Source organism: Desulfobacteraceae bacterium (assembly GCA_022340425.1).
In the GTDB taxonomy this organism is placed as follows: domain Bacteria; phylum Desulfobacterota; class Desulfobacteria; order Desulfobacterales; family JAABRJ01; genus JAABRJ01.
On sequence record JAJDNY010000161.1, the window covers coordinates 38,033 to 59,426 of the forward strand.

Annotated in this window: 20 protein-coding genes; 7 read left to right on the forward strand and 13 right to left on the reverse strand. The window is 65.5% G+C overall.

From position 1 onward, the window contains the following. Positions 1-120: 120 nt before the first annotated feature. The 5 genes from LJE63_13970 (at position 121) to LJE63_13990 (ending at position 4,231) form a co-directional block, all read left to right on the forward strand. Positions 121-810 carry a PHP domain-containing protein gene (locus tag LJE63_13970; protein ID MCG6907712.1) on the forward strand — a complete coding sequence of 230 codons (690 nt, stop codon included), beginning with the start codon at positions 121-123 and terminating at the stop codon, positions 808-810. Between the two features lie 65 nt (positions 811-875). Further along, complete coding sequence (locus tag LJE63_13975) at positions 876-1,706, forward strand: phosphate ABC transporter substrate-binding protein (GenBank protein MCG6907713.1); 831 nt, start codon at positions 876-878, stop codon at positions 1,704-1,706. Between the two features lie 25 nt (positions 1,707-1,731). Next, entirely contained in the window at positions 1,732-2,580 is an 849-nt protein-coding gene (locus LJE63_13980) for an ABC transporter permease subunit (GenBank protein ID MCG6907714.1), read from the forward strand. After that, positions 2,577-3,467 (forward strand): ABC transporter permease subunit, encoded by an 891-nt coding sequence (locus LJE63_13985; GenBank protein ID MCG6907715.1) that lies wholly within the window; start codon positions 2,577-2,579, stop codon positions 3,465-3,467. The genes LJE63_13980 and LJE63_13985 overlap by 4 nt, the downstream gene beginning before the upstream one ends. Then, positions 3,467-4,231, forward strand: a complete 765-nt coding sequence (locus LJE63_13990) for a phosphate ABC transporter ATP-binding protein (protein MCG6907716.1) — start codon at positions 3,467-3,469, stop codon at positions 4,229-4,231. The genes LJE63_13985 and LJE63_13990 overlap by 1 nt, the downstream gene beginning before the upstream one ends. 46 nt (positions 4,232-4,277) lie before the next feature. Here LJE63_13990 and LJE63_13995 read toward each other — a convergent pair whose 3' ends face one another. Next, on the reverse strand, positions 4,278-4,844 hold the full coding sequence (locus LJE63_13995; GenBank protein MCG6907717.1) for a hypothetical protein: 567 nt from the start codon (positions 4,842-4,844) through the stop codon (positions 4,278-4,280). A gap of 340 nt (positions 4,845-5,184) precedes the next feature. Here LJE63_13995 and LJE63_14000 point away from each other — a divergent pair, with 340 nt between their 5' ends. After that, entirely contained in the window at positions 5,185-5,727 is a 543-nt protein-coding gene (locus LJE63_14000) for a hypothetical protein (GenBank protein ID MCG6907718.1), read from the forward strand. A gap of 360 nt (positions 5,728-6,087) precedes the next feature. On the opposite strand, the gene LJE63_14005 is transcribed toward LJE63_14000, so the two are convergent. From LJE63_14005 to LJE63_14060, 12 genes are all read right to left on the reverse strand, one after another. After that, on the reverse strand, positions 6,088-7,506 hold the full coding sequence (locus LJE63_14005) for an NADH-quinone oxidoreductase subunit N (GenBank protein MCG6907719.1): 1,419 nt from the start codon (positions 7,504-7,506) through the stop codon (positions 6,088-6,090). Beyond that, positions 7,506-8,987, reverse strand: a complete 1,482-nt coding sequence (locus LJE63_14010) for an NADH-quinone oxidoreductase subunit M (GenBank protein ID MCG6907720.1) — start codon at positions 8,985-8,987, stop codon at positions 7,506-7,508. Before LJE63_14010 ends, LJE63_14005 begins: the two co-directional genes overlap by 1 nt. A gap of 12 nt (positions 8,988-8,999) precedes the next feature. Further along, positions 9,000-10,913 (reverse strand): NADH-quinone oxidoreductase subunit L, encoded by a 1,914-nt coding sequence (locus LJE63_14015; protein MCG6907721.1) that lies wholly within the window; start codon positions 10,911-10,913, stop codon positions 9,000-9,002. 58 nt (positions 10,914-10,971) lie between these two features. Beyond that, on the reverse strand, positions 10,972-11,265 hold the full coding sequence (nuoK, locus tag LJE63_14020) for an NADH-quinone oxidoreductase subunit NuoK (protein ID MCG6907722.1): 294 nt from the start codon (positions 11,263-11,265) through the stop codon (positions 10,972-10,974). Beyond that, positions 11,262-11,789, reverse strand: a complete 528-nt coding sequence (locus tag LJE63_14025) for an NADH-quinone oxidoreductase subunit J (protein MCG6907723.1) — start codon at positions 11,787-11,789, stop codon at positions 11,262-11,264. The genes nuoK and LJE63_14025 overlap by 4 nt, the downstream gene beginning before the upstream one ends. 56 nt (positions 11,790-11,845) lie before the next feature. Continuing rightward, the gene (gene nuoI / locus LJE63_14030) at positions 11,846-12,361 is read right to left on the reverse strand and encodes an NADH-quinone oxidoreductase subunit NuoI (GenBank protein ID MCG6907724.1); all 516 of its coding nucleotides are present in this window, start codon (positions 12,359-12,361) and stop codon (positions 11,846-11,848) included. Between the two features lie 102 nt (positions 12,362-12,463). Next, entirely contained in the window at positions 12,464-13,450 is a 987-nt protein-coding gene (gene nuoH / locus LJE63_14035) for an NADH-quinone oxidoreductase subunit NuoH (GenBank protein ID MCG6907725.1), read from the reverse strand. A gap of 8 nt (positions 13,451-13,458) precedes the next feature. After that, positions 13,459-15,948, reverse strand: a complete 2,490-nt coding sequence (gene nuoG, locus LJE63_14040) for an NADH-quinone oxidoreductase subunit NuoG (GenBank protein MCG6907726.1) — start codon at positions 15,946-15,948, stop codon at positions 13,459-13,461. A 52-nt stretch (positions 15,949-16,000) separates the two neighbouring features. Continuing rightward, positions 16,001-17,290 carry an SLBB domain-containing protein gene (locus tag LJE63_14045; GenBank protein ID MCG6907727.1) on the reverse strand — a complete coding sequence of 430 codons (1,290 nt, stop codon included), beginning with the start codon at positions 17,288-17,290 and terminating at the stop codon, positions 16,001-16,003. Then, positions 17,287-17,787, reverse strand: coding sequence for an NADH-quinone oxidoreductase subunit NuoE (nuoE, locus tag LJE63_14050; protein ID MCG6907728.1), 501 nt, complete (start codon positions 17,785-17,787; stop codon positions 17,287-17,289). Before nuoE ends, LJE63_14045 begins: the two co-directional genes overlap by 4 nt. 8 nt (positions 17,788-17,795) lie before the next feature. Next, the gene (locus LJE63_14055) at positions 17,796-20,147 is read right to left on the reverse strand and encodes an NADH-quinone oxidoreductase subunit B/C/D (protein ID MCG6907729.1); all 2,352 of its coding nucleotides are present in this window, start codon (positions 20,145-20,147) and stop codon (positions 17,796-17,798) included. Next, complete coding sequence (locus LJE63_14060) at positions 20,141-20,563, reverse strand: NADH-quinone oxidoreductase subunit A (GenBank protein MCG6907730.1); 423 nt, start codon at positions 20,561-20,563, stop codon at positions 20,141-20,143. Before LJE63_14060 ends, LJE63_14055 begins: the two co-directional genes overlap by 7 nt. A gap of 398 nt (positions 20,564-20,961) precedes the next feature. Here LJE63_14060 and LJE63_14065 point away from each other — a divergent pair, with 398 nt between their 5' ends. Next, positions 20,962-21,342, forward strand: coding sequence for a hypothetical protein (locus tag LJE63_14065; GenBank protein MCG6907731.1), 381 nt, complete (start codon positions 20,962-20,964; stop codon positions 21,340-21,342). The last annotated feature ends 52 nt before the right edge of the window (positions 21,343-21,394 follow it).

The window sequence follows — 21,394 nt, forward strand, 5'->3', positions numbered from 1 at the left end:
CTCGGCAATCCTAAACCAAATCCCGACCCGCTGCAATTCTATCGATTCTGTCGATACAATCCAACGCAAGGATAGATATTAAAAATTTGCCTGGCGGTGTAGAAATGGTATTTTACCGGCATGTTAATCGATATGCACGTGCACACGACGGTCTCCCCCTGTAGCCGGCTGACCCTGGAGGACCTTCTGACCCACTCCCGGCGGCGGGGGCTGGATGGTGTCTGCATCACCGATCACGGGAGTATGGCGGCGGCGCACACCCTGCGGGAAGGCCGCCAGCCCGACGGGCTGTATGTTTTTTTCGGTCTCGAATATGCCACCCCGGAAGGCGATTTTCTGATCATCGGGCCATTTGACGAACTTGCGCCGCATCTCAGTGCGCGCCGGCTGTTGGATCGGGTGGCGGCCGCCGGTGGAGTGGCCATTGCCGCGCATCCCTTTCGCGGCGGCCGTCCCGTCAGAGAGGATCTGATACGCGAGGGGCGCTGCCGGATCGTGGAGAGTCTCAACGGCCGCAACAAGGCGGTCGAAAATCGGGCGGTCGACGGCTGGCGGCGGCGTTATGATTTCACGGAATGCGCCGGCAGCGACGCCCATTGCCTGGCCGAACTCGGCCGGGTGCGCACCCGCTTCCAGGAGCGCGTCGAAACCCGGGGGCAGCTCGTGCGGGCACTTCAAAGGGGGGTGTGTGCGCCGGAAACGCCCGATGCCATCCTGGCCCCAGCAGCTGCCGGAGACCCTCCGGCCCGGATAAACATCCTCCAGGCGGGGAAATCCGCCCCGCAGCCCATGTCCCTGAGTGAAAAATGAGGTGGAATGCCGGCAATTGGAGACAACCCGGTGAAATTTAAAAACATGGAGGTGAAAAGACCGTGATGAGCCCAAAAGGATTCTCTTTGTCGGTGATCGCCCTGGCGTTGCTGGTGTGCGCGGCACCTGTCTTGGCCGGAGATTTGGACCGCTTCACCAATCTCGAGGGAACCCTGGACATTGCCGGCGGCACGGCCCACATCCCGGTGATGAACGAGGCGGCCAAGCGGATCATGACCTTCAATCCGAAGGTCCGGATCACCGTGGCCGGCGGCGGGTCAGGTATCGGCGTGCAGAAGGTCGGCGAGGGGTTGGTGGATATCGGCAACACCGGGCGCGCCCTGTCCGAGGAGGAAGTGGCCAAGTTCGGCCTGCAGTCCTTTGATTTCGCGATCGACGGCGTGGCGCCCATCGTGCACCCGGAAAACCCCGTGACCGGCCTCACGGCCCAGCAGATCCGGGATATTTTTGCCGGGCGGATCACCCGCTGGAGCGAGGTGGGCGGCCCGGACGAGGCCATCCATGTCTACGGTCGCGAGGAGGCCAGCGGCACCCACGAGGTTTTTTGGGGCAAGATGCTGAAAAAGGAGCCGATCGTGGCCAGCGCGAACATCATTCAGTCCAACGGCGCCATGAAGGTGGCGGTTTCCCAGGATGCCAATGCCATCGGCTACATGAGCATCGGCCATATCGACGACACGGTGAAGCCCCTGGCGGTCGACGGGGTCACGCCCTCCCAGGAGACGGCGGTCGACAAAAGCTATCCCGTGGTTCGGCATTTGTTCATGAACACCAAGGGCGACCCCAAACCATTGGCGCGGGCGTTCATCGACTATATCCTGAGCGAGGAAGGCGCCGGCATCACCAGCGCCGCCGGCTACATTCCGGTGCGGTAGTTTCACCCTCCCCTCCCTGATTCCGATGTTTTTCGAAATTTGGATCCGACGCCTGCTGTGCGCCGCCGCGATGGTGTCCACCGCGGCGGCTTTGTGTATTTTGCTGGTCCTGATCACCCTGGTCCTGCCGCTTTTCGCCCACGGCGGCCTGGCTACGGTGCTCGCCTGGCAGTGGCTGCCGTTTGAGGGGAAGTTCGGCATCCTGCCCATGGTGGTCGGCTCGCTTTGGCTCTCCCTGGGCGCGCTGGCCGCAGCCACACCCCTGGCTGTCGGCCTCGCGTGCTTCGTTCAGGTCCTGGCCCCGGGCCGGGTCAAAAGCCTCTGTCTGGCCCTGGTGCACTACATGACCAGCATTCCCACGGTAATCTACGGGTTCGTCTCGATTTTTATGCTGGTTCCCCTGATGCGGCAGTGGTTTGAACGCGGCACGGGCTTTTCCCTGCTGACGGCCATGCTGGCGCTCACCCTGCTCATTCTGCCGACCATCGTGCTGGTCTTTCACGCCACGCTGCGCGAGGTGGACCGCACGGCCCGGGCCACCTGCGCCGCCCTGGGGTTTTCCAAACCCGCCTACATCCGGCATGTGCTGCTGCCGCTTTCCCGGCGCGGCCTGCTGGCCGCCGTAATCCTGGGGTTCGGGCGGGCCGTGGGGGACACGCTGATATCGTTGATGCTCGCCGGCAACGCCCCCATGGTCCCGGGCTCCCCTGCGGACGCCATCCGCACCCTGACCGCGCACATCGCCCTGGTCGTGGCCACGGACAGCCAGAGCACGTTTTACCACTCGGTCTTCGCCTCCGGTCTGATCCTGTTCCTGATCATGGTTCTCATCAACCTGGCCCTGCGCAGGCTGGGCAGGTCCTTTGCCCCATGACCGCCGCACAAAAACACAGTCTTGCGGACACGGCAACGACCGCTTTCTGCTGGAGTGCAGCCGCGCTTACGGGCGTGGCCGTTCTGGCGGTCATGGGCTTTCTGATCTTTCGCGGGGCAGGCACCCTGGGGCTTGAACTGTTCTTTGGGCAGACCCCCTGGAGGGACGCCTTGACCGGGGCCCGGCCGGTCTTCGACGGGCTCTGGTCGGCCCTGGCCGGGACCCTTATTCTGGTGGTCCTTTCCTGTTTGATGGCCGTTCCCGTGGGGATTGCCGGCGGGGTCTATCTATCCGTCTACGCCAGCCGGCGCTATCAAAGCATGACCGGGTTCGCCGTGGACCTGATGGCCGGCATCCCGTCGATTGTCATGGGCCTCTTCGGCTTCAGCATGATCGTGGTCCTGCGGCATGCGCTCTTTCCCCACGCCAAGACCTGCCTGCTGCTGGCGGCGGTATGTATCGCGCTGCTGATCCTGCCCTATTTGGTGCGCACCACCCAAAACGCCCTCTCCGGGCTGCCGGAGCACTTGCGCCTGCTGGGGCCAAGTCTGGGGTTCAGCACGTGGCAGAACACGCGCCACGTCCTGCTGCCCTCCGCCGGCCGGGGGATCCTCAGCGGCGTGATCCTGGCCATGGGACGGGCCGCCGAAGACACGGCCGTGATCCTGCTGACCGGCGTGGTGGCCCAGGCCTTTCTGCCCCGCAGCCTGTGGGACAAATTCGAGGCCCTGCCCTTTCGGATATACTATCTTGCCGCCGAACACCGCTCCGTGGCGGAACTGGACCAGGCCTTCGGCGCGGCCCTGGTCCTTTTGATGCTCACCGGCGCGCTGTTCTGCCTGGCCTTTCTGATTCAAAGAACCATGGAGCACCGCTGGAAAAAATAATGGCCCTGCCGGAACCCATCCTGGAAATGCGCGACCTGACGGTCCGCTTCGATGAAAAGATCGTTCTTGACCGGATCAATCTGCGCCTTGGCCCCGGCGAACTGGTCATGGTCGTGGGACCGTCCGGCTCCGGCAAGACGACCCTGCTGCGGGCCGTGAACCGCCTGAACGAAGAATATCCGGGGAGTGCGACGCACGGCCTGGTGCGGGTCCGGCTGGGGGGCCACTGGCTGGACTGCTATGCTGAAAATTTCCCCCTGACCGATCTGCGCCTGCGGGTGGGCATGGTCTTTCAAAACCCCAATGTCCTGCCTTTTTCGATTCAAAGAAATCTGACCCTGCCCTTGTGCGTCGCTTTAGGCATGAGCAAGGTTGAGGCGGCGCAGCGGGTCCAGCGCGCCCTTGAGGATGTCTGGTTGTGGGAGGAGGTCAAGGACCGTTTGCGCGACAGCGCCCTGACCCTTTCCGGCGGCCAGCAGCAACGCCTTTGCCTGGCCCGGGTGCTTGCCCTGGACCCCGCAATTCTGCTGCTGGACGAGCCCACGGCTTCCCTGGATTTCAAGGCCACCCGCAAGATCGAGGCGCTCTTTCAAAGCCTCAAGGAGCGCTACGCCATTCTGGCCGTGACCCACAGTCTGAGCCAGATGCGCCGTCTGGCGGACCGGGTCCTGATTCTGCGCGGGGGGCACCTGGTTTCGGAGCTTTCCCGCGCGGAATTCCAAAACCAGGCAAATTGTCTGGAGATCATGGAGGAGTTTTTCTGAAAAGAGGGCATCAAGCGGGTGAATTTCAGGATGCGGCCGGCGCGTGTCAGTTGAGGGCGCCGTCCTTCCAGTACTTGGTGCCCTTGACGGTGGCCTGCAACGCCAGGCCGCTTTCGGTCAGCTGATAGATCGTGATGTTGTCGAAGACCGCCTCCCCGCCCACGGCCGCCCCCATGTCGCTGGCCTTGGCCGCCGCGTCCGCGTGCCCGCCGAACTCCCAGCCGCTGTCGATGAATTGCTGCAGGGTGGCGCTGTCGTGAAAAATGAAGACGGTTCGAAAATCCTTCAGCCCGGCCCCCAGACCGATGCCGACCTCCCCCATTTTCATGTAGGTGTTTTTCCCGCTGCGGTTGTTGCGGACCACGCCGTAGCCGCCGCCGAAGCTGGCCAGGATGATGTTGATGTTGGCGTTGCTGAAAACGGCGTAGCCCGGGGCCTTGGCGATCTGGCCCCTGGCCTGGGGGCGGCAGGCGTAAAGGTCCGTCAGGGTCTTATTTTTCATCTCGAGGATGGCCTGCCGCTTGTCCTGGGGGGTGGTGCCCTTGGTGGTGGCGCAACCCGCGATCAAAGCGGCCGCCAGCAGGATGAGCCCCGCGAGTCGAATGCCATGCATGTGCGTTTCCCTCCGATGGCCGCCTGAACGGCGTCACATGGTTGCCGCAATGGGTGTACGGCCGGTATCAAAGGGGTAATCGGTAAGGGATGCGCAACTCTTTAGGATACCTACTGGGTTCAGGCCACAACGCTTGCGGGCGTCCAAATGCCACTGCCTTTGGACACAGTGCGGCCCCGGGAAACCTGCCGGTTGCATGGTTTGCGCAACTTTTACCGAGCCAGGTGCTCAGGGTACGTGCGTCCCTGGGATGTTTGGAGTTGGTAAATTCTTTTTTCCATGTTATCTTTTTCTTTAGTTTTGGCGTTTACGCCGGTAAAATTCCATGGCAAGGTGGCGCATGAAAACTTTCCAGAAAAAGGGCTTTATCTCAAGTCTCAGTCTTATGATTTTTTTGGCAGGGGGGTGTTTGCCGACGATGGTTTCCATCAGTACCCCTGAAATTCGGAACGTCGAAAATGATTACTTCAGCGCTCAATTGGAGCCGCTTTCCCAAGGTAAAAACTATTTTGACCGTTTTCGGCTCGCGGTCACCAACAAGACTTCCCAAGATCTGGAAATCGATTGGAATCAAACCCGTTATCTCTACCATGGACGCGATGGCGGTGTTTTCGTGTTTGAGGGAATAGCAGCCGAAGACATTAAAAACGAAACCATCCCGCCGGGCATCATTCCTGTGGGGCAGACCTTTACAAAGGAGATCGGCCCACTGGAGCTCGTGGCCCGGGGGCCCCTCGGCGGAAAGGGGGCTGATTCCGGGAAAATTACATTCGGTATCATTCCAAGCGGAGAAAACGGGATACTGTTGGTTATCAGGCAAAACGGCAAGACGCTCGAAGAGAAAATAATGGTTAAAATTTCGCAAAGGGAAGTCCCCAAGTAAAGATCCAAACCCATCGAAAAGCCGCCCACCCATACAAAACCAGACGGTCTTTTTTGGAATTAAGAGATCGCTCTTCCACCTGTCGCAGATCTCCAAATAACGCCATCAAAAGCATTTTACCCCGCCGTGGGGTGTTTGTCAGAAAGATACTCTGGCGGGAATCCCGGGGATAGGCCTGGCTTTACATCTCCCGGTTTTCTTTGTTCATTTTCTTGTGCGGACAAGAAAACGAACCAAAAGAAGCCGCCCGCGTCCCGGGCCCCTTCGGGCTGCCCTGCGCTTCTGGCAGCCGGCGGGCCCTGTGGAAGTCGCTGGCGCTCAGAAAGCCGGTTGCGGGGGGATTGGTTTTTGCCGCCGCCTCTACATCAGCCCCCTGGCGGCCGCATCGGCCCAGGTGATCAGCGGGGTGGGGTAAATGCCGGCCAGGACGGTCAGGGCCACCAGGAAATAGGCCAGGCCGCGGGTGAGGGGCGGCGCCAATAGTGCCGGCTGGGGGCCCTGGGGTTCCGTCAGGTAGGCCGCCCGCACCACCATCAGGTAGAAGTAGAGGGAGATGACGACGTTGATCATGGCGATCAGCACCAGGCTGACATGCCCCTGGGCGATGGCGGCCTTGAAGACCAGAAACTTGCCGGTGAAGCCGATGGTGGGGGGGATCCCCGCCAGGCTGAAGACCGCCATCATCAGGGCCAGGGCCAGGATCGGGGAGCGCCGGTGCAGTCCGGCCAGACCGGCGATCTCCATGTTGCGGCCGCCGCCGGCGGCCGCGACCAGCACCAGAAAGCAGGTGACCTTCATCACCAATAGCGCCAGGGCGTAGAAGATCGCGCCGCCGTAGCCGGCGGGGCTCATGCTGAGAATGCCGATCAGGACGTAGCCGGCCTGGGCAATGCTGGAATAGGCCATCAGGCGCTTGAAGTCCTTCTGGACGAGGGCGCTCAAGTTGCCCACGGTCATAGAGACGATCGCCAGGGCCACCAGGGCATCGGTCAGGAAGCTGCCGGCACCGCCGGTGAGGGCCGCCACGCGGATCAGGACGGCCACCGCGGCCACCTTGGAAACCGTTGCGATGTAGGCCGCCGCCTGGTGGGGGGCGCCCTGGTAGACATCCGGGGCCCAGAAGTGAAAGGGGAAAACGGCCAGTTTGAAGAAAAACCCGGCCAGGGCCAGCAGCACGCCGATGGCCACCATCGGCTGGTGCAGCATCCCGGGCAGGGCGGTCATCAGATCCGCCAGGTAGGCGGACTGGGCGGCGCCGTAGAGCAGCGCCAGGCCGAAGATCATCACCGCCGAGGCTGCCGCGCCGATCAGAAAATAGGTCAGGCCGGCGCGGACCCCCTGGCGCAGGTCGACCCGCAGGTAGACCAGGACGTAAAGCGAGTAGCTGGAGAGTTCCAGAGCCACGTAAAGCGGCAGCAAATGCACGCAGCTCACCAAGAGCATCAGGGCCAGGGTGCTGGCTGTCAGCAACAGGTAAAACTCGGGGTGGTGGCGCTCGGCGACGCCGGTCAGGTCGTTGCAGATGCAGACAATCAGGAAAAAGCCCATGGCCAGCAGGGTCTTGAAGGTCTGGGAGAAGAGGTCCACGCGGTAGGCGCCCAAAAACAGGTCCCCCCGCAGGGGTACGTACGCCAAGCAGATTCCTAGTCCAACGGCCCCCAGGACGACCGCCGTGAGGTAGTCCCGTTCGGGGTCGGGGCGCCCGCTCATGGAAATGCCCAGAAACACCAGGGCGGCGGTCAGGAAGAAGAGTTCGGGGCTCAAAAGGGTCCAGTTCATCAGGGCAATCCGTTGAAAAACGCGACCGTCGCGGTTTGGATCATGTTGACCATGAACGCCGGTAAAAGGCCGAAAAACACGATCACCGACACCAGGATGACCCGTGGTACGCCCAGCAGCGGCGGGATGTCCGGCAGGTGCGTCAGGCGCTGGTTGGGCGGGCCGTAGCAGGTCCGCTGGACCACCCGCAGGATGAAGAGCGCGCTGACCACCAGCGCGCCCACCGCCAGGCTGCCGTAGAGGGGATAGACCCGGAAGGCGGCGATAAAGACCATCAGCTCCGCCCAGAAGCTGGCCAGGCAGGGAACCCCGATGCCGGTCAGGGCGGCCACGATGAAAAACGCGGCCGCCACCGGCATGGTTCGGCTGAGGCCCCCCAGTTCGGCCACGGCCTTGGTGTGGGTGCGGTCGTAAATGTAGCCCACCGCCGAGAAGAAAAGGGCCGTCATGACGCCGTGGGCAAACATCTGAAAGACCGCCCCGTTCAGCCCGTCCACCGTCACGGTGGCCAGCCCCAGGCCGACGATGCCCATGTGGGAGACGCTGGAGTAGCCGATGACGTATTTGAGGTCGGTCTGGCGCAGGCCCACCAGGGCGCCGTAGACGATGCCGATGGTTGCCAGGAGAGCCATCAGCGGCGCCCAGTGCTGCCAGCCGGCGGGGCAGAGGAAGATGCCCACCCGCAGGACGCCGAAGGCCCCGATTTTCATCAGCACCCCGGCGTGGATCATGCTGACCCCGGTGGGGGCCGCCACGTGGCCCACCGGCGACCAGGTGTGAAACGGCCAGACCCCGGCCAGGATGCCGAACCCCAGGTAGAGCAGCAGGAAGGCGAATTTCTCCTGGTAGGGGGTGAAGGTCCCGGGCTGCATGAGCGCCGTGAGGTCAAAGGTGGAAAGGCCGGCCTGGACCACCAGGTAGAGGATCGCCGGCAGGATCAGGGCGCTGCCGGCCAGGAGGTAGAGGGTCAGCTTCATGGCCCCGTATTCTTTGCGGGTGCTGCCCCAGACGGCGATCAAAAGGTACATGGGAAAGAGCGACACGTCGTACCAGACGAAGATGAAAAAGAGATCCAGGCTCATGAAGAGGCCGAAAACGCCGGTCACCAGCAGGAAGGTCAGGGCGAAGAACTCCTTGACGCGCGTCTCCAGCTCCCACATGGTGAGAACCGCGGTGAAAAAGACGATGCCGGTCAAAAGCAGCATGGGCAGGTTGAAGCCGTCGGCGGCGTTGAACCAGGTGATTCCAAGGGAGGGCACCCAGGGGAATTTCTCGACGAACTGCAGCCCGCCGGCGGACTGGTCGTAGGCGATGAACAGGCCGGCCGATAGCACCAGGCAGAGCCCCGAGAAGACGGCGCTGATCCACTTGATCCGCCGGGTTTGGGCGGCGGGGGTGCAGAGGATTGCCAGCAGCCCCCCGATGCAGCACAGCAGCAGCAGGCTCAGGAAAGGGAAGCGGGCGTATGCCATGGGCGCCATCGTGCGGTCACCTCAAAGAAAGAAATAAAAGGCCAGCAGGGCCATGGTGACGAAGATCACCATCAGGCGGTACTGAATCATGCCGCTGTGGGCGCGTTCCAGCAGGCCGCCGGCCCGGGCCGCAGCCCGCGCCAGGCCGTCGATGCCGTCGTCGATCACCCGCCGGTCGTTCCAGGTGCAGAAGCCGGACAGCACCCGATATAGTACGCGGTCCAGCAGCTGACGGTAGAAGCGGTCCAGAAACCACCGCTGGCTGAAGAGAAGATAAAGCGGCGGGATCTTTTCCACGAAGCCCACCTGGCGGGAGCGCGGCAGTCCGAATTCCAGCCCGGCCAGCAGGAGGCCGGCCAGCGTCAGTCCGACGGCCCAGAAGAGCAGGGCCCGGCCGTGCCCCGCAGGGTCCGGCGTCAGGACCGGGGAGCCGCCGAGAAAGGCGGCCAGCGGCGTTTGCGCAAGGCCCAGCAGCACCGTGATCGCGGCCAGGGCCACCAGCGGCAGCGTCATCGCCCGCTTTCGGCGCGGGTCGTCGTGATCGCCGGACGGATGCGCTCCTGGCGCCGCCTCGGCCTCGGCCGGGGCGGGGGCTTTTGTTGACGGAAAGAGGATGATAAAGATCAGCCGAAAGCTGTAGTAGGCCGTCAGAAAGACCCCCAGCATGCCGGCCGCCAGCCACACCGCGGTGGGGCGCGCGGCGAGCGCGGCCAGGATCAGCTCCTTGCTGAAAAAGCCGGAAAGCGGCGGCAGCCCGGAAAGCGCTGCGGCCCCGATGATCATGCAGACCATGGCGGTCTTTGATCGGCGGCCGCCGGCGTGCGCGATGGTGAAGAGGTCGTTGCTGCCGCAGCGGTGGATCAGGACCCCGGCGCAGAGAAAGAGCAGGGCCTTGAAGCCCGCGTGGGTCACGAGGTGAAACACGCCGGCGAAGTAGCCGCCGGCGGCCAGGCCCATGATCATCAAACCCAGCTGGCTGATGGTGGAGTAGGCAAAGACCTGCTTGATGTCCCGGCTGACCATGGCCATTGTGGCGGCCATCAGCATGCTCAGGGTGCCCACGGTCAGACAGACCGTCATGGCCACCGGCGAGAGGCTGAAGAAGGGGAACAGGCGCGCGAAGAGAAACACCCCGGCGGCCACCATGGTGGCCGAGTGCAGCAGTGCGCTGACCGGGGTGGGGCCCTCCATGGCGTCCGGCAGCCAGGTGAGCAGCGGGAACTGGGCGCTTTTGCCGATCACGCCGCCGAAGATCAGCAGGCTGGAGAGGGTGGTCAGCTCCGGCGAAAGGCGCGCGGCGGTCTCGGGCGCGTTGAGCGCCAGGATGTCCAGATCCCCCAGCTGGGTCAGGATCACCAACAGCCCCAGCAGAAAGGCGACGTCCCCTAACCGGGTCATCACGAAGGCTTTTTTGCCCGCCTCACTGGCGCTCCATTTGTCGAACCAGAACCCGATCAGGAGATAGGAGGCCAACCCCACCAGCTCCCAGAAGACATAGAGCTGGAAGAGGGAGGGTGCCAGGGTCATGCTGGTCATGGCCCAGGCGAAAAGCGACATGAAGGCGTAATAGCGGGCAAACCCCGGGTCCCCGGCCATGTAGCCCAGTGAATAGACCTGGACCAGCAGACAGATGGATGCCACCACGGTGAGCATCAGCAAGCTCAGGGGATCGATCAGCAAGCCGAACGGCACCATGATCTCACCGGCCACCAGCCAGCGGCCGCTGAACTGCAGGGGCGTCGGCGCACCCCAATGGCGGACCAGCAGAAAGAGCGTCCCCAGCAGGCAGATGCCGACGGCCCCCAGCGACAGGCCGGCGGAGAGCCGCGGGCGCCTGCGGGTGGCCACCAGGATCGTCGCAAAAGCCGCCAGGGGCGCCAGCACCGCCATCAAGGCGGCCGCCACGGTCGGGTTGAGGGTCAGCGGGTGGGTCATGGTGTGCTCGCGGGTGCAATCCTTATGGGGTGCCGGCCGCTTGCGGCCTTGCACGGGTTCAGTCCAAGCGGTCGGGTGCGACCGTGCCGCTGCGACGGTAAATGCAGATGATCAGGGCCAGGCCGATGGAGACTTCGGCGGCCGCCACGGCCAGGATGAAAAGCGCGAACACCTGGCCTTCGATCGACTGCCATCGCAGGGCGGCGCCCACGAAGGCGATCGCCCCGGCGTTGAGCATGATTTCAAACCCCAGCAGGATCATCACCAGGTTGCGCCGTGCCACCGTGCAGCCGGCGCCCATTACAAACAGCAGGCCGGCCAGCAGAAAGACATGGCTGTATGGGGCGATCATGCCGGCTCCTCCGCCGCGGGGTTTTGGCGCCGGCCGCCGCGCCGGGCGATCAGCAGCGCGCCGATCAGGGCCACCAGCAGCAACAGGGAAACGATTTCGATGGCCAGCCAGTGCCGCTGGAAGAGGTGTTGGCCGAAGCGCGCCGGTGAAGCCACGGCCGGCATCAGGGGCGATGAGGCGGCCGGGTCGTGGAGGACCATTAAAATGCCCACCGCCCCAAAGAGCAGCCCCATGCACCCGGCCGGCAGCCACTGCCGCCGGGGGTGAAACTTTTCCCGCAGCGCCTCCCCGCTCAGCATCATGATGATGAACAGAAAGAGCACCATGATGGCTCCGGCGTAGATGATCACCTCCAGCGCAGCAAGCAGCGGCGCCCCGAGAAGATAGAACAGCAGGGCGCTGCCGAAAAAGGACAGCACCAGGTAGACCACGGCGTGAACCAGGTTGCGCCGGGTGATGGCAAGCCCCGTGGCCCAGAGGATCAGGGCGGCCAGCAGATAAAACAGGATGGTCTGAAACGTCATGGCATCGTCCTTGCCGACCGGTTTCCCACCGGGCGGCGGATGGGAGGTGCGCGCCGTCACGGCAGGTTGCTGCGGACCCTGACCGGCGGGGCTTCCCGCTCGTGGGCGCCCTTGCCGCCGGCCGCGGTCGCAACACCCGCCCAGCGGTAGAAGTTGTAGGTCTTGTCCTTGCCGCAGCCGTCCACCAGGAGGTCCTCTTTTTCGAAGACCAGCTTGAGGATGTCGCGCTGGATGTTTTCGAAATCCGGCGTCAGCTGGATGGCCGCGGTCGGGCAGGCCTCCTCGCAGAGCCCGCAGTAGATGCAGCGCGCGAAGTTGATCCGGAACCAGGCGGCATAGCGGCGGCCGTCCGGCATTTCGGCCGCCTGCATGGAAATGCAGCTCACCGGGCAGACCCCCGAGCACAGGTAGCAGGCCACGCAGCGCTCCCCGCCGTCGGGGTCGTGGGTCAGGACAATCCGGGCGCGGGAGCGTTCGGGCAGCGCCCGCCGGTACTCGGGGTACTCCTCGGTAACCGGTTTGCGCCAGAGGTGCCGCAAGGTGGTGGCAAACCCCGCGCCCAGGGCCTTCAGGGCTTCGAGGGCCGAGGTCTCGCCCGGTTTTTGCGCTTTTACGTGCGGAGACTTTTCTTCATGATCGTTTGGGTCTTCCACTGGTTGCTCCCCTTGCAAGTCTCAAAGCAGCACGATCATCCCAGTCAGCAGGATGTTGACCAGGGCGGTCGGCACGAGCACCTTCCAGCCCAGGGCCATCAGCTGATCGTAGCGCAGGCGCGGCAGGGTGCCGCGGATCCAGATCAGCACCAGGCAGACCAGCATCATCTTCAGCAGCAGCCAGACCGGCCCGGGCAGTAGGGGGCCGTGCCAGCCGCCCAGAAAAAAGACCGCCACCAGCGCGCCCAGCACCTGCATGTGGACGTATTCGCCGATGAAGAACAGCCCGAAGCGCATCCCGCTGTACTCCATGTGAAAGCCCGCACCCAGCTCGTTTTCGGCCTCGGGCAGGTCGAAGGGGATGCGCTTGATCTCGGCCACCGCGGCAATAAAAAAAATGGCGCAGGCGATCGGCTGGACCAGCACGAAGGGCACCCTGGACTGGGCCGCGACGATGTCCACCAGGCTGAAGGAGCCCGCCAGGATCACCACCGGCACCAGCGACAGCCCCAGCGCGAGTTCGTAGCTGATCATCTGGGCCGCCCCGCGGATGCCGCCCAGCAGGCTGAACTTGGAGTTGGCGGCCCACCCGCCCAGGGCCACCCCGTAAACCCCGAGGGATGAGAGGGCGAAGATGAACAGCAGCCCCACGTTGAGGTCCGCGATCACCATGGGCACCTGCCGCCCCCAGAGGGTCAGCGGCGGGCCGAAGGGCACCACCGCGAACATCAGCAGCGCCGTCAGGGCGACCACCGCCGGGGCCAGCAGGAAGATCGTGCGGTCGGCCTCGGCCGGCACGGTGTCCTCCTTGGTTAGCAGCTTGACGGCGTCGGCCACGGGCTGCAGCAGACCGAACTTTCCGGCGCGGTTGGGCCCCCGGCGCACCTGCATGCGGGCCAGCAGCTTGCGCTCAACCCAGACGAGGTAGGCGGCCACCACCAGGACCACCGCCAGGATGACCCCGATCTTGGCGAGCAGCAGCACGATGCCGGCGATCCAGACGAACATGGTTTCGGTCAGCTCCTTCTGCCTTGTGGCACGGCGGCGTGCGGGTCTTCCGTGCGCCGGATGTGTCCCAGGGGGATCCGGGTGCCGGATGGCCCCAATAGCTGCCAGTTGAGGTCGCGGTGGCGCGGCACCACCAGGACGCCGGGGGCCATGTGGGCGCACACCGCGAGGGTGGCCTCGAAACAGCCGCCGGCGGCATTGACCACCAGCCGGTCGCCGCTGGCAAGCCCCAGGGCCTCGGCCGACTGGGGGCCAAGGGCGACCCGCGGCGGTTGTTCCAGGGCCTGCAGCGGCGGCGACAGGGCCGAAAGGGTCTCGGTGCCGAAGGTTTGCTGGGTCAAGAGGATTGTCAGGCCGTCAGGTCCCGCGGCCGCCGGCTCTCCGGTGGGTGAGGTGAACGGGGCGGCCCCGCCAAGGGGCAGGCGGATACCCTCGAGCGGCAGGGCGGCCGGCCGGGGCAGGTTGGCAAACTCCGGCAGGACCTCGGCAATACAGGCGGCGAGGTTGCCGACATCGGCGGCCCGGGCGTCGCCTGCCAGCTGCGTCAGGAAACGCCAGGCAGGGGTCGGCTCGCCGCCGGGCAGGCCTGCGGCATAGTCCCGGGGGGGATGGCCGCCGGCACCGCTTTGGGCGACGGGGATGCCGCCGGTCAGCACCGGCTGCGCCCACTGGACGCGCCCCTCCTGGTTGACCAGGATGCCGCCGGCTTCGAAAATCGTGGCGGTCGGCAGCAGCACCTGGGCCCGGGCGGCGCTGACGCTGGACAGATGGTCCAGCACCACCAGCAGTTCCAGCTGCGCCAGGGCGCGCTCCAGGCGCGGCCGGTCGGGGAAGTCGCTCAAGGGGTCGGCCTCCACCACCACCAGGGCCGTGATGCGGCCGGCTTCGATGGCCTCCAAAAGGGCCTCCAGCGAGGCCCCGGGAGGCGAGACGCGCGCGGCGGCGAAGGCGCCGGCGCCGGGCAGGAGGTAGAAAAGACCGCAGCGCTCGCGGCCGACGGCCAGCAGCCGGGCGCAGTCGGCGGCCAAAGCGGGCAGGGCCGCGGGCACCGTCTCGGTGCCGCAGACGATCAGCGGGCGGCGGCTCTCAGCCAGGACGTTCGCCGCAGCCGGTCCGGAGGCGGCCGGCAGGGCCTGCCAGAACGCACGCGGCAGGTCGCCCAGCGCCTGCGCCGCGCCGGCGGGCAGGGCGTCTTTGACCGCAGCGCCCAGGAAGGCGGCCAGGGCCTCGGGCGGCAGGGGGAGGTGCTGAAATGCCAGCGGCAGCCGCACCGGTCGCGGGTCGGCCACCAGGATGGGGGCGCCCCGGCGCTGGGCCTGGCGCAGGGCGAGGGCCAGCATCGGGGCCTCGTTCAAGGGGTCGGCGCCCACGACGATCACGGCATCCGCATCTTCGATTTCTCCCAGCGAGGTCGCCAGCTCGGGGCTAAGGCCGGCGACGGCTGCCGCCACCCGCGCGGCCAGCCCGGCGCTGTTGAAAAAGGCCGGCGGCCGCCAGCCGCTTGCGCGGCACAGCCGCGCCAGAAAGGCCTGGGTTTCCAGGCTGCTGCGCAGCCCGCCCAGGGTCCCGATGGCATCCGGGCCGGCGCTCCGGGCGATGCGACCCAGCTCTTGCCGGACAAATGCGACCGCTTCCGGTAGGGGCTTGACCGCCTCCCCCACCCGGGCCTGGCGGGGGCGCCGCGGGTGGTCGGCGTAGGAAAAACCGTAGCGGCCGCGGTCGCAGATGAAGTGACCGTTGACCGCCGGGTTGCAGCCGGCCTCCTGGCGCACGGTCTGGCGGTAGCGGGCGCTGGCGACGGTGCGGCAGCCCAGGCTGCAGTGCAGGCAGACCGAGGGGGCGCGCTGGTAGTCCCAGCGCCGTCCGAAGTAGCGCGACGGCTTGTCGGTGAAGACCCCGGTGGGGCAGATGTCGATCAGGTTACCGGCAAACGGGCTCTCTAGCGGGCCGTCGGCGAAGCGGCCGAAATAGACCCGGTTGGCGATCTGCATCGCCCCCAGGTCGAAGCAGCCGGCAAACTCCTGGTAGAAGCGCACGCAGCGGTAGCAGTGGATGCAGCGGTTCATCTCGTGCCGCACCAGGGGGCCGAGGTCCTGGTCGGGGTAGGTGCGTTTGGCGCCGCGGTAGCGCCGCAGGCCGTGGCCGCCGGAGATCGTCGTGTCCTGCAGCAGGCAGTGGCCGCCCTCGTCGCAGACCGGGCAGTCATGGGGGTGATGGAGCATCAGCCACTCGATTACCTGCCGGCGGAAGTCCACCGCCTCAGGATCGGTGGTGGAGACCACCATCCCGTCCAGGGCCGTCACCATGCAGCTCATCTGGATGCCCGCCACCGGCCCGGCCAGGAACTTCACCGCGCACACCCGGCAGGCGCCCACGGACCCCAGGGCGGGGTGGAAGCAGAAGCGCGGGATCATGATGCCCAGCTTTTCCGCGGCCTCAATGACCTTGGTTCCCGCCGGAACCTCGACTTCCTGGTTGTCGATAACGAGTGTGGGCATCGCAAGGGCTCGGTTTCGCCGGCGGCGGGCGCGCCGCCGGCCGGGATCGTTTTCAGCGCACCCGGAAAGGGCAGCGGCCCAGCCGGATATGGGCCTGGACCTCGTCTTCGAAATAGGTCAGCAAACTCTCCAGGGGCGAGGCCGCGCCGGGTGCGAAGGCGCAATAGGCCTTCCAGAGGTGCGCGGCCATGGCCTGCAGCATGGCGATGAATTCGGGTTCCCCGCGGCCGTCTTCGATCCGTTCCAGCAGGTCGCGGATGTAGGGCAGGCCCTCGCGGCAGGGGGTGCACCAGCCGCAGGACTCGCGGGCGAAGAAAGTGATCAGGTTGAGGGTCGCTGCCACCAGGCAGGTCTTGTGGTCGAAGACCATGATGGCGCCGGTGCCCAGCCGGTGCCCGGCCTGGCGCAGGGATTCGAAGTCCATTGGGAGGTCGTAGAATTCCCGCGGCAAAAAGCGCGTGGAGGCCCCCCCGGGCAGGCAGGCCTTGAACTCGGAGCCCGGCAGCATCCCGCCGGCATGGGTTTCGATGATTTCCCGCAGCGGCACCCCCATGGGCAGCTCGAAGCAGCCCGGTTTGCGGACCTTGCCGCTCACGCAGAAAATCTTGGTGCCCGCGCCGGTCTCGGTCAGGGCCAGCGCTTTGAACCACTCCGGCCCGTTGCGGATGATGGGGGCCACGCAGGCCAGGGTCTCGACGTTCTGCAGGACGGTGGGCTGTCCCCAGAGGCCCTTTTCGGTGGGGTAGGGAGGCGGCTGCTTGGGGTTGGGGCGTCGGCCCATCAGGGCGTTCAACTGGGCGCTGCCCTCGCCGCATATATAGCGGCCGCCGCTGCGGTGAACCACGATGTCGAAGTCGAAGCCGCTGCCCAGGATGTCGGCTCCCAGCAGCCCGGCCCGGCGCGCCACCCCGGTCTCACGTTCCAGGATGCGGGCCGCGCTCTCGTATTCCGGCCGGATGAAGACGATCCCGTGGCATGCGCCCTCGGCAAAGGCCGTGAGGGTCATGCCCTCGATCAGGAGATGGGGGTCGGCGTGGATCAGGACCCGGTCCTTGAACGTCCCGGGCTCCATCTCGTCGGCGTTGCAGACCAGGTAGCGCGGGTGGGGGGCGTCGTCGGCCACCGTCATCAGTTTGCGGCCGGTGGGGAAGGCGGCGCCGCCGCGGCCCTGGAGCATGGCCTCCAGGATCTGCTGGCGCACCTTCTGGGGCGACAGGTTGTTCAGTGCCGTTTGGAGCGCCTCGTAGCCGCTGCTTTGGCGGTATTCTTCGAGGGTCGCGATCCGGTCCGGCTGCCGGTTGCGAAAAAGAACCTGGGGATACGGGGCGTCCGCCGGGCTCATGGGACCGCCTCCACCGCTGCGGTCTCCTGACCCCTGCTTTTCAGCCGCTCCAGCAGGGCGTCGAGGCTTTCCGGTGTCAACGGGCCATAGACCCGCTGGTTGACCAAGATCGCCGGCGACCGATCGCAGTAGCCGATGCAGCAGACCGGCAGGAGGGTGAAGAGGCCGTCGGGGGTGGTTTCCCCCATGGCGATCCCCAGCCGGCGGGACAGATGGGCGGCCAGCGAGTCGGCCCCGTTCATCCAGCAGATCACGCTGTCGCAGACGTGGATCACGTAGCGTCCCACCGGTTCGCGGTAGATGAAGGTGTAGAAGGTGGCCAGCTCCTCGATTTCCAGCGGGGTCATCCGGAGCAGTTCGGCCGCCGCGGCCACGGCCTCGTCGCTGAGGTAGCCGACCTGCGCCTGAAGGGCCAGCATGACGTCCACCACCAGCTCGCGCGGGTGGGCGGCGGCGATTTTGGCCTTGAGCGCTTCTGTGAGGGATGTCGGCAGCATGCGGCGTCCTAACGGTCGATGTCCGGCAGAATATAGTCCAGTGACCCGATGACGGCAATCAGGTCGGCGATGCTGGCGCCCACCGCCAGCCGCGGCATGACCTGCACGTTGGCGAAGCCCGGTGAGCGGATGTGCAGCCGGTAGGGGTAGCCCAGGCCGTCGCTGACCACGTAGTAGCCCTGCTCGCCGCGGGGAATTTCGCAGGCCGCGTAGGCCTCGCCGCGGGGTATGCACGGCCCGCGGGTGACGTTGACGAAGTGGTGGATCAGGCTCTCGATATCGTGCAGCATGTCCTCGCGGCGGGGGATCGTGTAGCGGTAGTCGTCGCTGACGTGGCGGCCCGCGGGCATCAGGGCCGCCGCCTGGGCGATGATCCGCAGGCTCTGGCGCATCTCGGCCAGCCGCACCTGGTAGCGGGCGTAGCAGTCGCCCTCGGTGGCGGTGGGAATTTCGAAGGTGAAATTCTCGTAGCCCGAGTAGGGGAACTGTTTGCGCAGGTCCCAGGCCAGCCCGCAGGCGCGCAGGTTGGGCCCGCTGACCCCCCAGTCGATGGCCTCGTCCAGCGAGATCCGGCCGATGCCCTCGGTGCGGGCGCGGAAAATGGGGTTGCGCGTGGTGAGGGTCTCATACTCCCTGAGACGCTCGGGGAAGATCCGGACGAAGGCTTCCAGCGGCGCGCGCCAACCGGCCGGGAGGTCGGCGGCGACCCCGCCGATCCGGAACCAGGAGGGGTGCAGGCGGCCGCCGGTGATGGTTTCCACGATGTCAAGAATCATCTCGCGCTCGCGGAAGGCGTAGAAATTGGGCCCCATGGCGCCCAAATCGTGGGCGAAGGTGGCGAACCAGACCAGGTGGTTGCTGAGCCGGAAGAGTTCGCTGATCAGCACCCGGATCACCTGGGCGCGTTCGGGGACCGTGATCCCGGCCAGGGTTTCCACCGCCAGCAGGTAGGGCAGGTTGTTGGCCGCCCCGGCCAGGTAGTCCACGCGGTCGGTGTAGGGGATGAACTGGTGCCAGGTCTGGCGTTCGGCGATTTTCTCGGCCGCGCGGTGGTGGTAGCCGATGTCCATCTCAAGCGCTGTGATCTCCTCGCCGTCCAGCTCCAGGACGTAGCGCAGCAGCCCGTGGGTGCTGACGTGGTGCGGCCCGACGTTGAGCAGCAGGCGCTGGACGCTTTTCTCCTTGATGAACAGGCCGGCATCCAGGGGCTGGTGGCGGACGGCGTCGGTTCGGGTGTAAGGCGGCATTTCGGTGGCGCGCCCCGGGTGGCACTTGCGCAGCGGGTGGCCCTGCCAGTCGTGGGGCATGATCAGCCGGCGCAGGTTGGGGTGGCCGTCGAAGTGCACGCCCATGAGGTCGAAGACCTCGCGCTCGTACCAGTTGGCCGAGGGCCAGATGTCGGTCACCGTGGGGCTGTGGGGGGCGTCGCCCCGCAGGGGCACCTTGAGCCGCAGGCGGCCGGCGGGCTCAAACGACAGCAGTTGGTAGACCAGGGTGAAATCGGCGTCGGCGGCCGTTCGCCGGCGGGCGGATTCGTCCACCGCGGTGAGGTCATCCAGCCGGCGGAAGCGCTGCCGGGCCTCGGTTTTCAGGTAGCGCAGGACCTCTTTGAGCCGGTCGGCGGGGATTTCGAAGGTGGGGATGTCGCTGCTCCGGGGGGCCGGCCGGAGCGCCTCGCCGAAGCGCGCTCGCAGATCCGCGGCCAGATCCTGCTGGGCTTCCGTCAGGGTGATGGTCGCGGCCGGCGGGGTCCACATGAGGTCGCAGCGGCTGTCGAAAAAGGCCGGCGGGGTCGCGTCGCTGCCGCGGATGGCGCTGCCGACCATGCCCGGGCCGCGGGGGTCGCGGCTTTTGGTGAGCCCGTCGACCCTGACCGGCGTGGCGGTACCCTGACTGCCGCCCCGGAGGTGAAACACCGCGGCTGCCGGGCGCTCCTCGCGCACGATTTTCTCCTGGAGGACCACCAGCCCCTTGAGCACCGCCTCCGGCCGGGGCGGGCAGCCGGGAATGTAGACATCCACCGGCAAAATCTGGTCGATTCCCTGGACCACGCTGTAGGCGTCGTACATCCCGCCGCAATTGGAACAGGAGCCCATCGAGATCACCCAGCGGGGTTCGGCCATCTGCTCGTAGAGGCGCAGCACCACCGGGGCGATTTTCTTGAAAACGGTGCCCGAGATGATCAGCAGATCCGCCTGGCGCGGCGAGGGGCGCAGGACCTCGGCGCCGAAGCGCGCCAGGTCGTAGCGCGCGGTGAAGGCCGTGGCCTCCTCGACGAAACAGCAGGACAGGCCGAAAAACATGGGCCACAGGCTGTTCTTGCGGGCCCAGTTGATCAGCAGGTCGGCGCGGCTCAGCAGTCGTTCTCGGCGTTCTTGCGGGGTGTCGGCCCCCACTCCAACCCTCCCTTGCACCAGACGTAGGCGAGGCCTATCAGCAGCAGAATGATGAAAAAAGAGATCTGCAGCCAGCCCTCCCAGCCCAGTTGCTCCCAGGCCACGGCCCAGGAGAAAATGAAGGCCCCCTCGACATCAAACAACAGGAAAAAAATGGCGACCAGGTAAAACGGCACCGGATAGCTCAGCCGTGCGGTTCCGGTGGGAATGATGCCGCTTTCGTAGGCGCGTGATTTTTCGCGGCCGATTTTTTGCTGGCCCAGCCAGGAGGAGAGAAAAAGGAGCACGGCCACCAGGGCCAAAACGATCAGCACAAACACGCTTAGGCTGAGAACCCCCGGCTCCCAGGGGGACAGGGCCGCTTCGGGTGTCGGTTGCATCGGATCACTAGGCTGCTGGTAAATGCGGTTGGTGGATGGCGGCGACCTCAAAACAGCAATGTCGCGATGGGAGTTACCCTAATCGATTCCGCGGCAAAAGTAAAACCCAAAACGCGCCTCACGTCGCCCGGACGGCGCCCTTGACTTTTTCTCATTCACTCATATTATCGTTTTGAGTCTCATTTTTAGGGTGCGGCAGGAAACCACGCCACCAGCTGACGTCGGATTTGAGACGGCCTACCATGCACACACCCTGCTGACTGCAGTAAAGTGAGCATGCGTAAACGACTTATCCGACGTACCAAAAGACCGGCGGGGGCGCCATCCCCTTTTTCTGCCAAGGCCCACAAGTCCCGCGGGTCGCCGTCGATCACGGCCCCCCAATCGAGGAGGTTGCCATGGCTGCCAAGAGATCAAAACCGGTCAGTTTCAATGCGGTGGTGAAGTTTGCGCTGCAGCACTACCAGATCCCCACCAAAAAAGACATCGACAAGCTCAATGCCAAGCTCGATCAGCTCGAGGGGCTGATCCAGGGCTCGGTCCTCGGCGCACGGCGCGCTAAAGCCGGCCAGGCCCTGCCCGGCGGGGATGCGCCCCTGACGGCCTCCGACCGGGTGCTGGAGATCATCGCGGCTGCGCCGGAAGGGATCAGCTTTGCCGACATCAAGACCAAAACCCTCTACCCGGACAAAAAGCTGCGCAACATCGTCTTTCGCCTGAGCAAAATTAATAAAATCCGGCGCCTGGAACGGGGCGTTTACACCGTCATCCCGCAGTAGGACCCGCCCGACGCCAACTGCGAAGGGCGAAGGCCTGAAAGCGGGCCCGCCA